The following is a 15,606-nucleotide window of genomic DNA, read 5'->3' on the forward strand; positions in this document are numbered from 1 at the left end:
CCTTCCGTGTCGTGTTTCACGCTGCTTGTCAGTGCTGCTGTCTTTTTACTGCTGCTGTATTTGTTACTGCTGGTGTATTTGTTACTGCTGGTGTTCGAGATAAACTCTAAACCTCAACCACAGGGTTAGAGTTATGTCAAGTATTCGATCTGAAACGAAACGCTATGCACCGTCGTCGCGTTCCGCCATTAGGCGCGCCGAGACACACCGAAGTATTTGCCACGCACCGGCGCACGGGTGCACCGTGCGCTATCGGACCGTCGGAAGATCAGGACTGGACACGTCGTACGTCTGCCCCGGTTGAGTCAACAGAGGAAGCGTCACGGCAGCCTTACGATCCGAGTGCTCGACACCGCCCCAGTTTACGACGCGACCGTCGAGCAGAGTCAGCGTGACACTCGAAATCGACCGAGCGGCAACCTCTCCCACCTGAAATCGCAGATCCGGCGGCAGCACCGACAACACCTCGATCGCGGCAAGCGTCGGCTCGTCGTTCCATCCAGCCGTCGGTGTCACCAGACGCGGAACCCCCGGCGGCGGGACGCCCATCTCGAAGTCGACACCCTTCTCGTCCAGCAGGTGTGCACCCTCGGGTGAGTCGACGAAGACAACCGGTACCCGTTCGGTCACGGTGACGCGAATGGTCGACGGATACATCCGCTGCACTCGGGCGGAGGCCACCTTCGGAATCGTCGCTACACGTGCGGCGGCGGCGCCGGTGTCGACCCGCATCAACGGCTGACCGGTCGGTACTGCCAGGAGCGAAAGGATCTGTTCCTCACTGACCGTCGTCGCACCGAGAACTTCGGTGCCCCGGACCGAGAGCACCGGAGACAACCAGGCCGTCAGCGCAATTCCCACCACCAGCACGATTGCCAGCGGTGCCACGATCAGCGGTCGCTTGAACCACTTACGAGTCGGCGTGGGTTCGGGAGCTGGCTCCGTCGACCGCGTCGAGTATCGCGATTCGGTGCGAGTACTGCGCCGACGCGTACTGGTGGCTCGCCTGGCCTGAGGATCTCGACGCCCGCGACGACTTCGTGCGTCGGGTGTCATCGCGGCGCGGGATGCGGCGCCGAACGCAAAGCATCGAGGATCTGTTTGCCGAGCATGGTCACGTCACCGGCGCCCATCGTGATGACGATGTCGCCGGGGTGAGCCAACGCCGCCACCTGCTTCGGTGCCTGCGACAGATCGGGTTGATAGTGAACAGGTTTGGCGACCGATTGAGCGACAAGCGCACCGCTGACTCCCGGCATCGGCTCTTCGCGAGCACCGTAGACATCGAGAACCACTACCTCGTCGGCCAAGTCCAGTGCCTGCGCGAACTCCACGGCAAATGCCGCTGTGCGCGAATAGAGGTGAGGTTGGAAGACCACGATCACACGTCCGGCTGCCGAATTGGTCGACGACGAATCATCTTCCGGTCGAACCAGATCCGCGGCCGCGCCGAGAACCGCGCGAACTTCGGTCGGATGGTGGGCGTAGTCGTCGAACACCCGGACACCACGCTCGCGGCCGGTGAACTGGAAGCGGCGGTGGACGCCACCGAATCCGGCGAGCCCCTCGACGATCTCCTCGGTCTCGGCGCCCGCATCACGGGCGGCCAGCAGGGCGGCAAGTGCGTTGAGCGCCATGTGCCGACCCGGCACTGCCATCCGCACGGTTCGCGCGGCGTTCTCGCCGGCCAGTTGGAACTGCAGGACTCCCCCGACGTCGTGTGCATGGAAGCCCAGTAGTCGGACTCCGACCTCGACGCCGTCGACAGGTTCGAAGGCAGTGCCCGCTTCTACTTCCTGCGAATCCGCTGATCCGTAACCGAGCACACGGATGTCCGAACGACCCGAGGCCACGATTCGCTTCGCGAGATCCGCAGATCCTGGATCGTCGAGGCAAGCAATCAGAAGTCCACCCGGACGTAGCTTGTCGACAAAATCGTCGAACACCTTCACATACGCTTCGACGCTGCCGAAGTAGTCGAGGTGATCGGCCTCGATGTTCGTCACGACGATCACGTTGGGGTCGTACTGAAGCAGCGACCCGTCGCTCTCGTCGGCCTCGGCGACAAAGACGTCACCGCTGCCGTGATGGGCATTCGTGCCCGCCTCGTTGAGTTCGCCGCCAACGGCAAACGAGGGGTCGAAACCGCAGTGCTGCAGGGCGACCACGAGCATCGACGTCGTCGACGTCTTGCCGTGTGTTCCCGAAACCAAGAACGTGCGATTGCCCTGCATGAGTGATGCAAGGACAGCCGGCCGAAGAATCACCGGGATTCCGCGGCGAGCGGCCTCGACGAGTTCCGGGTTGTCCTTCGGGATAGCTGCGTGCGTCGTGACGACGACGGTCGGTCCACCTGGCAGCAGGTCGAGAGCATCGGCGTCGTGGCCGATCCGGACCTGTGCCCCGCGTGCACGAAGCGCCAGGACTCCTCGGCTCTCCTTGGCGTCCGAACCCGAGACAAGGCCCCCGCGGGAAAGCAGAATTCGAGCGATGCCGGACATACCGGCACCGCCGATTCCGACCATGTGTACTCGCTCGAGGTGGGCGGGCAGCGCGGTCATCGGTTTCCCCTTGCGTTTTCCTGGACGGCGTTTTCCTTTGCCGCGATGTCGAGCACGATCCGTGCGATCTCTGTTGCCGCCGTGCGGTGCCCGACATTGGCAGCGCCACTGCTCATCTTGTCGAGACGCGCGCTGTCGCTCAGCATCGGGACGACGGTGCCGGCGACGAACGTCGGCGTGAGCTCGTTGTCGGAGACGATGATCGCGCCGCCCGCTGCGACAACGGGTTTCGCGTTGAGTTCCTGTTCACCGTTGCCGTGCGGCAGCGGAACGTAGACGGCCGGTAGTCCGACCGCCGAGACCTCGGCGACCGTCATCGCGCCCGAACGACAGATCGTCGCGTCGGCTGCGGCATACGCGAGATCCATCCGCGAAAGATAAGGAACAGCCACATACGGTGCCGTCTCCGAGTACTGCGTGACCTCGAGGGAGTTCTTGGGTCCGTGTGCGTGAAGGACCGAGATCCCGGCCTTCGCCAGTTCTTCCGCTGCTCCGGACACCGCGTCGTTGAGAGACTTCGCGCCTTGCGATCCGCCGAAGACGAGCAGAACGGGACCGTCCTGAGGCAGTCCGAAGTACTCGCGAGCTTGCGAGCGGAGTCCCGCTCGATCGAAATTGGCGATCGACGCGCGAACCGGGATGCCGACGATCTCGGCGTCCTGATCGCCGCGGTTCTTCACTCCGGAACCCGGAACAGCGGCAAGCACCCGCGTCGCCAGGCGAGCACCGATCTTGTTCGCGATGCCGGCACTGGCGTTCGCCTCGTGGATGACGATCGGAATCTTGCGTCGGCGCCGAAGAACACCACCACGTGCGGCAAGATACGCCGGAAGCGCGACGTAACCACCGAAACCGACGATCACGTCGGCGTCGACGGAATCGAGTACCTCACGGGTCTTGCGCACCGAGGCGAGGATGCGTGTCGGCAGTTTGACGAGATCCATCGTGGGCTTACGTGGAAGCGGAACCGGCGGAATGAGCTCGAGTGTGTACCCGCGGGCAGGCACCAACGTGGTTTCGAGACCACGTGCTGTCCCGAGTGCGGTGATCCTGGTGTCGGGCTGAGCGGCCTTGACCGCGTCCGCGACCGCAAGTGCGGGTTCGATGTGACCAGCCGTGCCTCCCCCTGCCACCACTACCGACAGAGCCGATTTGTTGCCGCTCACCTACGAATTCCTCGCTCTCGAACTTCTCGTGGATCTTGTGCCCTACGTGTCGGCGCCTGCCGACGCTGACCATTCTGCCCTCCCGCGGTGCGCTTCCGTGACCCAGCGGCCGCACCTCGGTTGGAATCCGAGGAAGGGCGAGCGCCTTGATCTGCCCGCTTGCGTCGATCGCCCGTCTCGATCGCGCGCCGGCCGTCGCGTCCGCGTGCCGGTTCGATCTGTCGTGCGGGCTTCGGTCGACGGATCGGCCGGCCCCCTGACGGCGGGTGGTACAGCACCGGCTTGGGCAGTCTGAGCAACTTCGAGATCTTGCCGTCCTGACCGGAGTTCAGAGCGGCAACTGCTTCTGGCTCGTGGCGCGCTGCATTGGCGATGACGCCGAACATGAACAGCGTGATCGCCAAGGACGAACCACCGGCGGAGACCAAGGGCAACTGGAGTCCGGTCACCGGCAGCAGTCCGATGACGTAACCGATGTTGATCATCGCCTGGCCGACGATCCAGGTAGTTGCGGTGGCCGACAGGAGCCGCCAGAACGGATCGATGCTGCGGGCTGCGATCCGCAATCCCGTGTACACGAATACAGCGAACAAACCGATCACCACTGCGCAGCCGACAAATCCCAGCTCTTCACCGATGATCGCGAAGATGAAGTCGTTGTGCGCGTTGGGTAGGTAGTTCCATTTGGCGACGCTCTGCCCGAGTCCGCGACCGAAAAAGCCGCCGTCTGCGAGCGAATACAAGGCCTGCTTGGCCTGATAGTTGTTGCCCTGCAGGTCATCGCTCTTATTGAAGAAGGCCTGGACTCGGTCGGATCGATACCCGGCCGTCATGGCCAGGACAGCGGCGCCGACAACGCCTGTCAGCGCTATCGAGCCGAAGAGTTTCAGTGGAAGCCCGCCGAACCACAGCAGGGCCCCGACGATGATTCCCAGTGCGATGGTCGTACTGAGGTTCGGCTGCGCGACGACCAAGGCGAAGACCAGCATCGCAGCGGGCACGAGCGGAATCAGGATCGACTTCACGGATCGGTCGTCCGGACGCCTCGAGGCCAACAGATGCGCGCCCCAGATCGCCAAGGCGACCTTCATGATTTCCGATGGTTGCACCGAGAATCCACCGACGTTGAACCAGCGACGCGCACCCTGCGCTTCGGTGCCGATTCCCGGAATCAGAACGAGTACCAGCATGATCAGCACGACGACGAACAGCGGAAACGAATACTGCCGGAGCACTCTCGCCGGGATCCGCAGCGCGACGTAGAAGAGCACCGCCCCGAGAATCGCGAAGATCAACTGCTGGGTGAACAACGAATATGCCGAGCCACCGGACACGTACTGCTCGACGCTCGACGCAGACAGAACCATCACGAGCCCCAAGACAGTCAACATCGTGGCAATCGTCACCACCAGGTGGAACGACGCCAACGGCCGCGCCAACCAGGCACCGATTCGGGTCTTGGGACCCTTGGTCATCGCAAGTTCCCGGCTTGGCCAGGCGAATCCGTGAACGGATCGGGTAATGCGGCTACGGCGGCGGCGAAACTGTCACCACGATGTCCGTAGCTGGCGAACATGTCCAAGGACGCGGCGGCCGGGGCAAGTACAACTGCATCACCGGGGGACGCCAACTCGGCAGCTTCGACGACCACTGCGGCCATGACGGCATCCGCGTCGGCACCCGACGGCAGCCGGATGGTGAGAGTCGAGTTGCTGCTGTTTTCGCTCACCACTTCATCGTCCCCCGACAGCACGTGCACCACGGGAACATCGGGCGCGTGTCGCGCCAGCGCGTCCTCGATCACACCGGCGTCACGGCCGAGAAGAACGGCGCCGGACAGTCTCGGCCCCACTTCGCTCACCAACTGCTCGACGCTTGCGCCCTTGAGCAGACCGCCTGCAACCCAGACGACGCGGTCGTGCGCGAGTATCGACGGCCTGGCTGCGTGCGGATTGGTGGCCTTGGAATCGTCGATGTACACAACGGACCCGACACGACCGACCAGGGCCCCTCGGTGTGGGCCGACCTTGTGTGCGGCCAGACCGCGTTCGACGACGTCGGCCTCGAATCCGAGTGCCCGCGCCAAAGCGGCAGCGGCCAGCGCGTCCATGACGCCTGCCGGGCCGGCCGGATCTATGGAAGCTGCTTCGGCCAAGCGGACGTGATCGCCGAAAGCGTTGTCCACGAGGTGTCCCGCTTCGACACCCAGTTCTCCTTCGCCCGGTTCACCCAATCTGAACCCGGTGACAATGTCTGCAGTTGCGCGAGTTCCCAGTTCGGAAGCGATTGCGTCATCGAGGCCGACCACCGCGACCTTTCCACTCAGCGCCCGCGACTTGGCCTCGGCGTACGCGCTCATTCCGCCGTGCCAGTCGAGGTGATCCTCGGCGACATTGAGGACCACGCCGGCATCCGGACGCACCGAAGGCGCCCAGTGCAATTGGAAAGACGACAGTTCGACAGCGAGGTACTCCACGCGCGGCGACGTCTCGGCGAGTGCGTCGAGTATCGGAAGCCCGATGTTCCCGCAGGCTCGGCCGACAACACCGGCGGCGTCGAGAATCGACGCCAGCATCGACGTCGTCGTGGTCTTTCCGTTCGTCCCCGTCACGACGAGCCATTTACGGGGTCCGCCGAAGTGCCCGCTGTGGTCGACGCGCCACGAGAACTCGACGTCTCCCCAGATGGGAATCCCGTGACCGGCGGCCGCTGCAAGGATCGGTGCATCGGGCCGAAAGCCCGGACTGGTGATGACGAGGCCGTACTCGGTGATCGAATCCGGGGCATCCTCGATCGAGGTGGTGGTCACCATGTCCGCGCCGAGTTCGGCGCAGCGCTGCGCGAAGTCGAGGGTCGAATCGGCGACCGTCACGACAGCGCCGAGCGCGACGAGAGGTTCGATGGTCGCTTGACCGGACACCCGCCCACCGGCGACCAGCACTCGCGTACCGCGGAGCCAGGACAGGTCGTTCTCGGAATCCGCTGAGCTGGTCATGGTTTTCAGCCTCCGAGCGCTGCGAGGTATTCGCTGTAGAAGAGTGCCAATCCGATAGCCGACGCAATAGCCGCCAGCAACCAGAATCTGATGATGACCGTGGTTTCAGCCCACCCGGCGAGTTCGAAGTGGTGATGGAACGGCGCCATTCGGAAGACCCGCCGTCGGCTGGACCGGAACACCGCTACCTGGATCACCACCGACGCGGCCTCCGCGACGAACAGTGCACCGATGACCACCATCAACAGTTCCGTGCTTGTGGTGATCGACAATCCGGCGAGCATGCCGCCGAGGGCAAGAGAACCGGTGTCGCCCATGAAGATCTTGGCGGGTGCGGCATTCCACCAGAGGAAACCGATGCACGCGCCGGCGCCTGCCGCGCAGAGCACCGCGAGATCGAGCGGGTCTCGGACGTCGTAGCAACCCTTACCGGGATTCGTCTCGCACGAGTAGCGGAACTGCCAGAACGTGATGATGACGTAGGCGCCGAGAACGAAACTCATCGCTCCGGCGGCCAATCCGTCGAGGCCGTCGGTCAGGTTGACGGCATTGGACCAGGCGCTGACCAGCAGGTAGCAGAAGGCGATGAAGACCACGGAACCGAGTGAGACGGTGGCGATGTCGCGGACGTACGACAGATGAACACTGCCCGGAGTCAGCCCGTCGTCACCGCGGAACTGAAGGGCCAAGATTCCGAAGGCAATGGCAGCGACGAACTGGCCGACCAGCTTCGCTGTCTTGTTCAGTCCCAGATTGCGCTGCTTGCGGATCTTGATGAAGTCGTCGAGGAAACCGACTCCACCGAGCGCGGTGGTCAGACCGAGAACGAGTAGGCCGGACGCCGACGGTCCCTCCGCGTTGTCCATGCCGAGACCGATGAGGTGTGAGCCGAGATAGCCTGCCCAGATTCCGGTCAGGATCGCGACGCCGCCCATCGTGGGAGTGCCGCGCTTGGCCTGGTGACTGGCTGGACCTTCGGTTCGGATCTCCTGCCCGAAACCTTGTTTCGAGAACGCCTTGATCAGGATCGGCGTGAGCATGATGGAGACCGCCAGCGCGATGCCTGCGGCGAGAAGAATCTGGATCACTGCGAATCCCCGCCGTTCTCGCCATCGGTGTTCGCGTCACCGGTGTTGTCGCTGGGCGTTGCGGCCAGAATCGCTTCGGCGACCGTCCACAGTTCAACCGACTTGGACGCCTTCACCAGGACGAGATCGCCCGGTTCAAGTTCCGCTTCGAGAATGGCGATTGCCGCAGCTGCGTCTGGCACGACGACGGACTCGTCGCCCCACGACCCCTCCATCACCGCACCTTGATGCATCGCACGCGAGGTGCGGCCCGTTCCGACGACGATCAACTTGCTGACATCGAGTCTGACGGCCAGGCGACCGATCGCGTCATGCTCGACGACCGATTCCGGCCCGAGTTCACCCATCTCACCGAGCACAGCCCAGCTACGGCGACCGAAGTGCCGATCCGATCGCGCCATGGACACCAACGCTTTGAGCGCAGCGCGCATGGAATCGGGATTTGCGTTGTAACTGTCGTTGACGACGGTGACGCCGTCGGCGCGCTCGGTGACTTCCATCCGCCTCGCTGACGCTGCCTTCGTGCCCTCGAGGACACGAGCGATGTCTGCAACCGCGAGGCCGTTCTCGAGTGCGACGGCCGCAGCGGCAAGAGCGTTGCTCACGTGATGTTCGCCGTGAACGGCCAGGCGAATACGCGCAGAACCCTGTGAACAGTTCAGCGTGAAGGAAGCCCGGGCCTGGTCGTCGACAACCACGTCGGTAGCCCGAACGTCGCAGTCTTCCGACTGACCGACGAATACGATCCGGGCCTTGGTTCGACTCGCCATTGCGGCGACCATGCGGTCGTCGGCGTTGAGGACCGCAACTCCACCGTCGGCTGCCGACGGGAGTGCTTCCACCAGTTCACCTTTGGCGACCGCGATCGCTTCACGCGAACCGAATTCACCGAGATGGGCGGTGCCGACATTGAGAACGACGCCGATCTTCGGCGGCGCGATCTTGGTCAGTTCGCCGACGTGACCGACCCCGCGGGCCGACATCTCGAGGACCAGGAAGCGGGTCTTCTCGTCGGCGCGGAGCACAGTCCACGGCAAACCCAGTTCGTTGTTGAACGAGCCTGGTGGGGCGACCACCTCACCGCGTTCGCGAAGCAGCGCCGCAATCAGGTCCTTGGTCGAGGTCTTGCCTGCCGAACCAGTGACACCGACCAGCGTCAGCCCGCCCCCCGAAGCCGACCCCTCTGCTGCCAGTTCGTCGACCACGGCCCTGGCCAGGAGGCCGAGGGCATGCAAGACGGCAGCCCCGGATCCGTCTGTGTCATGTTCGAGCAACATCACAGCGCTCGGACCGTCGTTCGGTACCGACGGGACAACTATCGCCGGAACCCCGACCGGCCGCGCTGCTAGCACCGCCACCGCACCGGCGGCCGCCGCCGCTTCCGCATGGTCGTGACCGTCGACGCGTGCGCCGGGGAGTGCGAGAAACAGTCCACCTGGACCAGCCTTGCGCGAATCGAATTCGACGGTTCCTGTCACCTGAGTCGACGGATCGTCGACGTCATGCAGGGTTCCTCCGACGATCTCGGCGATCCGAGAGAGCGTCATCGGGATCATTGCTTGCCTCCATGTGCTGTGTTGATCGCGAATCGGCCGATCATTTCGCCCAACACCTCGCGGTCGTCGAATGGGTGTTTGACCCCGTCGATTTCTTGACCCACTTCGTGGCCTTTGCCTGCCACCAGTACTACGTCGCCTGGCTGCGCCCACCGGACTGCTTGCTCGATCGCGAGCGCCCGGTCCCCCACTTCGCGAATCTCGCCGCGTTCGGATTCGGGAACGTCGATGGCGCCTTGCATAACCGAAGCGCGAATTTTCGCGGGATCCTCGGTGCGCGGGTTGTCGTCGGTGACGATCAGCAGGTCTGCGCCCCTCGCACCAGCTTCGCCCATGAGGGTGCGTTTGCCGGCGTCGCGGTCACCGCCCGCACCGACGACCACAGCCACTCGGCCGGGAACCTGATTGCGCAGGGTGGCGATCACGGCTTCGAGCGCTGCCGGTTTGTGGGCGTAGTCGACGACTGCCAGGAAGCTCTGCCCACGGTCGATCCGCTGGACCCGTCCGGGGACATCCACCGTTCCGAGTGCTCGAACAGCAGCGTCCGGATCGAGTCCGGCCGCGAAGCTGACAGTCAGTGCCAAGGCTGCGTTGGCCACGTTGTATCGACCGGGGAGGCGAAGCGAGACGGGCCACGATTGTCCGTCCGGTCCGACCAACTCGAAGGTCTGCGAGCCGTCCTCGGCAACCTGGACGGCGCCGACCTTCCACTCGGCCTCGGCCGTCGAGGTCGAGACCGTGGTCACCGCATCGCTCTCGTCGGTCGCGGCCAACTCAGCCATCCGTCGACCCCATACGTCGTCGACGCAGACGACGGCATGCTCGGCTCGCACCGTCGACTCGGGATCGAACAGTCGAGCCTTGGCCTGGAAGTACTCCTCGAAGTCCCGATGGAAATCCAGGTGGTCCTGCGAAAGATTGGTGAACGCGCCGATGTCGAAGCGGATGCCGTCGACGCGTCCGAGAGCCAGCGCGTGACTGGACACCTCCATGACAACGGTATCGATCCCCTGCTCTGCCATCACGGCGAAAAGAGCATGGAGTTGCGGAGCTTCCGGCGTGGTCAGAGCGCTGGGTACTCGGCGGCCGTCGATCCGAGTCTCGATGGTGCCAACCAGACCGGGCTTGCGGCCGGCTCCGGCAATCGCCGCTTCGAGCAAGTACGACGTCGTCGTCTTGCCGGATGTGCCGGTAATGCCGACGACCTGCATCTTCTCCGATGGCCGGCCGTAGATCTCCGCTGAGATCTCACCGAGCACATCCCGCGGGTTCGGATGAACGAGAACCGGGACGGACCGGTCGGGCGCCTTGCCGGCGGCCTCGATCAATTCGAGACCGGCCTCGTCGGTCAAGATCGCGGTCGCACCGCGCCCCAGAGCGTCGACGGCGAACTGAGCGCCGTGCGTCCTGGCACCGGGCAGAGCGGCGAAGAGGTCATCGGCCACGATTCCCTGCGCACGCAGGTCGACGCCCTTGACGACGACCTCCGACGACTGTGATCCCGGTTGCCCGACCCATTCGAGGCGAGCTCCGGACAATTCGGAGAGCGCCGTGATCGCGGTAGCAACCGGTTGTGTCGGACGCGTCCCGGGAGCGCCGTCCGAGTTCGACGATTGCAAACGATTCGGCACTGTCACTCGACTCCTGGCAATTGTCGTTGTTCTATCGCGGTCGTTGTTCTGTGGCGGTCGCAGCGCAAGCAAAGTTCGGCGTACTGCGATGAATGAGGTTACTGCGACGTTTGAGATTACCGTGTCCGGGATTCACCCGAAGACCCTGTCGAAACCGACACACCGCAATCAGTCCGCCTGCAACACCAACTTGCGACCGGGGTCCGGCGACATCGGAACGCTGTCACGCTGCAGCATCCACGACGCGATGTTGTGGAACAACGGTGCTGCCGATTGACCGCCGCCGCCGTCCACACCGCGAACCGGTGCGTCGAGCATGATTCCGATCACGAATCGGGGGTTGTCCGCGGGCGCGATCCCCGCGAAGGTGATCCAGTAGTTGGAGTTGGAGTAGCACTTGCACGCGGGATCCACTTGCTGCGCGGTGCCGGTCTTTCCGCTGACCTGGTATCCCTCGACGCCCGCGGCAACACCGGTTCCTCGTTGGTTGCCGGTGTCTTCCTGAGTGACCGATCGGAACATGTCCCGAACCGTCGACGCTGTCTGGGCGCTGACCACCTCGACACCCTCGGGCTGCGGCGTCTCGGTCCGAGTGCCGGAAGAATCGACAGTCGACTTCACGATTCGCGGAGGAATTCGCACACCGTCGTTGGCAATGGCCTGGTACATCCCGGTCATCTGCAAGGTTGTCATCGAAAGACCCTGCCCGATCGGCAAGTTCGCGAAGGTTCCGCCGGACCACTGATCGCGACTCGGGACGCTGCCGGCGCTCTCGCCGGGAAGTCCGACGTCTGTGCGTTGTCCGAGGCCGAACCTGTTCAGCATGTCTGCGTAGCGATCCTCGCCCACTCGCTGAGCGAGCATCAAGGTGCCGACGTTCGAGGACTTTCCGAACACACCGGTAGAGGTATACGGGGCCACACCGTGATCCCACGCATCCTTGACTGTGGCACCGGACATCGTGATGCTGCCCGGGACTTGCAGAACTTCGTCCGGAGTTGTCTTACCGTCCTCGATGGCCGCTGCTGCGGTGACGATCTTGTTCACCGATCCGGGCTCGAACGGCGTGCTGACCGACGGATTGCCCATTTCGGCTGTCGGCGCGTTCTTGTCGATGCCGATCGCGGGGTTGAAGGTGCTGTCGTTGGACATGGCCAACACCTGTCCCGTCTTGGAGTCCATGACCACAACCGAAGCGTTCTTGGCGCCCGACTTGTCCTTGGCGATCTGGACCTGCTGCTGAACGTAGAACTGGAGGTCCGAATCGATGGTCAGCTCGACACCCGAACCGTTGACGGCCGGTTGCTTGTCACGCCAGCTACCAGGGATCACAGCGCCGTCGGAACCGCGGTCGTATGTTTCGGATCCATCGGTTCCGGCGAGCGTGGAGTCCATCGAATCTTCGAGGCCGAGCAAACCGTGCCCGTCCCAGCCGGTCGCGCCGACGAGATTCGCCGCCAGAGAGCCACCGGGGTACTCGCGGATGTCCTGTCGCTCGAGGCCGACCTCCCGGAACTTGTCCGAGATCTCGGCAGCAACCGCCGGATCCACGCTGCGAGCGAGGTACGTGAAAGTCTCGTTGCTGTTCATCTTCTGAAGCAGATCTTTTTCCGGAACGGTATCGCCGAGCTTGGCGTGGATTCCGGCGGCGATCTCGGCGAGGCGATCGCTGACTTCCGGCGCCTGCTTGTCACCCTCGGCGCCCTGCTCGATGCTCTTCGCGCGCGCTTCCTCGAGTTCCTTGCGTACTCGCACCGGCTGGAAAGTCAGCGCCTTGGCTTCCATGGTGAACGCGAGGGGGTTTCCGTTGCGATCGGTTATCGAGCCGCGTACGGCCGGATCGACCTGCGTCGTGGTTCGTTGATTCGCAGATTCCGCAGCCAGGCTCGGCGCATCGATTCCCTGAATCCACAAGAGCTGCAATGCCGCAACGGCGAGCGCACCACACATGGTGATACGACCGACTCGCTGACGAAACGGAAATGAGGCAGTGGCCGAGCGGCGCGGACGCCGACCGGGGTTGTTACGGGAGTTCTGACTCACCGACGTTCCTCAGGCGGAGCAGGCACCGCCGTCGTGGTGGCGGGTGCTGTCGTCGTGGGGATCACAGGAACCAATTGTTCACTCTGCGCGAGGTTTCGCGTGTTATTCGGAACGCTCGGCGTGGCTCCAGGAACAACCGGCGTTGTGGTGCGCGGCGGTGTCGCGGTCGGTGCGGGCACCGATGTGGGCGCATCGAGCGGCGGCATCGCGCCGGCAGTCGCGGGAGTCGGCGTTCCGACGACCTCGACCGAACCATCCGGATGAACTACCAGACGTGCAGGGTCCTTGGCGGGGACCATGCCGAGAGCGCTTGCCTGATTTGCCAACTCCGGAGCCGAGTTACGCGACTGGAAGTCACGTTCGAGCGCTGCTTTCTGCTCGACCAAAGACTGGTTGTATGCACGTGCATCACTGAGTTGGTACGAATCCTCGGCAGCGCGAGTGGTCAGCAGCAGAGTCACCGCGAGACCGATGGACAGAAGTCCGATAACGGAGGCCACGAACGGTACCCGCCCCTTGAGCATCGCCCGAGGAGAGATCGACGGGCCGGCAGCAGCGGCAGTTCCGGTCCGGCCTGCCGCCCGTGCGGTGCGCTTGTCGTATGCGCGTTGCGCTGCACCGGATTTGCCCTGACGACTCATGCCCGCCTCCTGGAAATGCGTTCTGCGGCACGCAAACGCACCGGAGCTGATCGTGGGTTCTCTTCGATTTCCTGCTCAGACGCACGTTCTGCGCCACGGGTGAGAATGCGGAACTCCGGCCCCATACCCGGCAACTCGACCGGTAGACCTTCGGGACTGGAGGACTTCGAGCGGGGAACCAACTCCGCCTTCACAACTCGATCCTCAAGCGACTGGTAGGACATGAACACCACTCGCCCACCGACTGCCAGTGCATCGAGCCCGGCAGGAACGGCCGCGCGAAGCGAATCCAACTCGGCATTGACTTCGATCCGCAGCGCTTGGAAGGTGCGCTTGGCCGGGTGTCCACCCGTACGCCGCGTGGCCGCCGGGATTGTTCGGTACAGCAACTCGACCAGAGCTGCACTGGTGGTGAATGGTTCACGCTCACGCTGCCGAAGGATCTCGGACGCAATCTTTCCGGCGAACCGCTCTTCGCCGTACGTGCTCAGAATGCGAGCAAGGTCGCCGTGACTGTAGGTGTTCAGGACCTCTGCCGCGGTCAGCCCGACCGTCTGATCCATCCGCATGTCGAGAGGGGCGTCGATCGAGTACGCAAAACCTCGGTCGGCTTCGTCCAACTGCATCGACGACACACCCAGATCGAAGAGGATCGCGTGAACCGACTCCGTCGACGGCAGACCTGCCTGTTCGAGCGCGTCTTCGATCCCGTCATACGTGGTGTGCACGAACGTGGTTCGGTCCGCGAATGGCGCCAGACGCTCGGAAGCGATGCGGAGTGCGTTGGTGTCGCGATCGAGACCGATGAGGTGAAGGCCCGGGTACTTGCCGAGGAAGAATTCGGAGTGGCCTCCGAGCCCCAACGTCGCATCGATCATGTATGCGCCTTCGCCACCGTCACCGACGGCGGTGATGGCAGGGCCGAGAAGATCGTCGGCACGATGCAGAAGTACGGGGACGTGCGCGAAGCCATCGGCATCCGAGGGTTCGTTCACCTCGTGATCCACCATGATTGCTCCGGCTCCTACTTTCATGATTTCCGATGACTTTTCGAAAAGGTGCTGACTTTCCGAGAAGGCGATGACTGTTCGAGAAGGCGAATGCTTCGAGGTCCCTGCCCGAAGGAGAACCTGGCGCTGGGGAAGTGCGTCAGGGTCTTTCCGGGCAGAGGCCTCGCGGCATTCGCCGGGGGCTCTTCGCCTAGACGATCTCGCTGAGAGATTCGCCTGTTGCCTGCGAATAGTCCTCTTCGTTGTCTCCGAGATACCTCTCCCAGGCTGCTAGATCCCAGATCTCGAGGTAATCGACGGAGCCGGTCACTACGCATTCCTTGGACAGGTTTGCGTAACGCCGATGATCAGCCGAGAGGGTGATTCGCCCCTGGGCATCGGCGTGCTGTTCATCTGTACCGGCGGCCAGGGCACGTACATACGCCCGAGCTGCCGGATCATTGCGTGGAGCTGCCGCTGCCTTTCGAGCAAGCTTGACGAACTCGTCCCGGGGGTAGATGGCGAGGCTGTGATCTTGACTCTTGGTGATCATCAATCCTCCTGCCAGTTCGTCTCGGAACTTTGCCGGCAACGTGAGCCGACCTTTGTCGTCGAGCTTCGGCGTGAAGGTACCGAGGAACACTCGACACCTCCTGCGAGCTTGCGCTGAAACCCTCCCTATCGAGCGGATCGTGCTTCAGCTCTCCGCCCGAACCCACAGTACCCCACTTTCCCCCACAAACAAGGAGCACATGGTCCCTATTCAGCATCATTTGCTGACAAATAGCAGGTCAGCGCAGGTGGGGATACGTGGGGGAAATTTGCAACCGTGTCCCGGCCCACACCGCCGTCATATCGACCCTTCACGCCACGATTTGTCGCTCCCCCAAGCAAAATCGCAGTACAAGCGCGGTTTTCGAATAGACGTGAGCGGGA

General features: G+C 63.5%; 12 protein-coding genes. All 12 read right to left on the reverse strand.

All coding sequences use genetic code 11. The features are described 5' to 3' along the window. Nucleotides 1-249: 249 nt before the first annotated feature. The 12 genes from QM596_RS19935 to mraZ all read right to left on the reverse strand — a co-directional run bounded on the left by QM596_RS19935 (nucleotide 250) and on the right by mraZ (nucleotide 15,313). The gene (locus QM596_RS19935; protein WP_349307326.1) at nucleotides 250-1,056 is read right to left on the reverse strand and encodes a cell division protein FtsQ/DivIB; all 807 of its coding nucleotides are present in this window, start codon (nucleotides 1,054-1,056) and stop codon (nucleotides 250-252) included. Next, nucleotides 1,053-2,561, reverse strand: coding sequence for a UDP-N-acetylmuramate--L-alanine ligase (gene murC, locus QM596_RS19940; RefSeq protein WP_283309748.1), 1,509 nt, complete (start codon nucleotides 2,559-2,561; stop codon nucleotides 1,053-1,055). The genes QM596_RS19935 and murC overlap by 4 nt, the downstream gene beginning before the upstream one ends. Continuing rightward, nucleotides 2,558-3,727 (reverse strand): undecaprenyldiphospho-muramoylpentapeptide beta-N-acetylglucosaminyltransferase, encoded by a 1,170-nt coding sequence (murG, locus tag QM596_RS19945; RefSeq protein ID WP_019748872.1) that lies wholly within the window; start codon nucleotides 3,725-3,727, stop codon nucleotides 2,558-2,560. The genes murC and murG overlap by 4 nt, the downstream gene beginning before the upstream one ends. After that, nucleotides 3,724-5,202: a putative lipid II flippase FtsW gene (gene ftsW / locus QM596_RS19950; RefSeq protein ID WP_020908072.1), complete on the reverse strand. Its 1,479-nt coding sequence runs from the start codon at nucleotides 5,200-5,202 to the stop codon at nucleotides 3,724-3,726. Before ftsW ends, murG begins: the two co-directional genes overlap by 4 nt. Continuing rightward, complete coding sequence (gene murD, locus QM596_RS19955; protein ID WP_279217978.1) at nucleotides 5,199-6,722, reverse strand: UDP-N-acetylmuramoyl-L-alanine--D-glutamate ligase; 1,524 nt, start codon at nucleotides 6,720-6,722, stop codon at nucleotides 5,199-5,201. The genes ftsW and murD overlap by 4 nt, the downstream gene beginning before the upstream one ends. A 5-nt stretch (nucleotides 6,723-6,727) precedes the next feature. After that, a complete protein-coding gene (gene mraY / locus QM596_RS19960) occupies nucleotides 6,728-7,810 on the reverse strand; it encodes a phospho-N-acetylmuramoyl-pentapeptide-transferase (protein WP_003941699.1) in 1,083 nt (360 codons plus the stop codon). Further along, the gene (locus QM596_RS19965) at nucleotides 7,807-9,366 is read right to left on the reverse strand and encodes a UDP-N-acetylmuramoyl-tripeptide--D-alanyl-D-alanine ligase (protein WP_283309750.1); all 1,560 of its coding nucleotides are present in this window, start codon (nucleotides 9,364-9,366) and stop codon (nucleotides 7,807-7,809) included. Before QM596_RS19965 ends, mraY begins: the two co-directional genes overlap by 4 nt. Continuing rightward, nucleotides 9,363-10,997, reverse strand: coding sequence for a UDP-N-acetylmuramoyl-L-alanyl-D-glutamate--2,6-diaminopimelate ligase (locus tag QM596_RS19970; protein ID WP_021344563.1), 1,635 nt, complete (start codon nucleotides 10,995-10,997; stop codon nucleotides 9,363-9,365). Before QM596_RS19970 ends, QM596_RS19965 begins: the two co-directional genes overlap by 4 nt. Nucleotides 10,998-11,165: 168 nt before the next feature. Next, the gene (locus QM596_RS19975; RefSeq protein WP_020908076.1) at nucleotides 11,166-13,040 is read right to left on the reverse strand and encodes a peptidoglycan D,D-transpeptidase FtsI family protein; all 1,875 of its coding nucleotides are present in this window, start codon (nucleotides 13,038-13,040) and stop codon (nucleotides 11,166-11,168) included. Beyond that, entirely contained in the window at nucleotides 13,037-13,681 is a 645-nt protein-coding gene (ftsL, locus tag QM596_RS19980) for a cell division protein FtsL (protein WP_019748878.1), read from the reverse strand. The genes QM596_RS19975 and ftsL overlap by 4 nt, the downstream gene beginning before the upstream one ends. After that, nucleotides 13,678-14,691 carry a 16S rRNA (cytosine(1402)-N(4))-methyltransferase RsmH gene (gene rsmH / locus QM596_RS19985; RefSeq protein ID WP_097388180.1) on the reverse strand — a complete coding sequence of 338 codons (1,014 nt, stop codon included), beginning with the start codon at nucleotides 14,689-14,691 and terminating at the stop codon, nucleotides 13,678-13,680. The genes ftsL and rsmH overlap by 4 nt, the downstream gene beginning before the upstream one ends. A gap of 190 nt (nucleotides 14,692-14,881) precedes the next feature. Further along, complete coding sequence (mraZ, locus tag QM596_RS19990; RefSeq protein WP_003941779.1) at nucleotides 14,882-15,313, reverse strand: division/cell wall cluster transcriptional repressor MraZ; 432 nt, start codon at nucleotides 15,311-15,313, stop codon at nucleotides 14,882-14,884. Between the last annotated feature and the right edge of the window lie 293 nt (nucleotides 15,314-15,606).

The sequence above is a fragment of the Rhodococcus sp. IEGM 1406 genome (assembly GCF_030056745.1).
Lineage (GTDB): Bacteria > Actinomycetota > Actinomycetes > Mycobacteriales > Mycobacteriaceae > Rhodococcus_F > Rhodococcus_F erythropolis.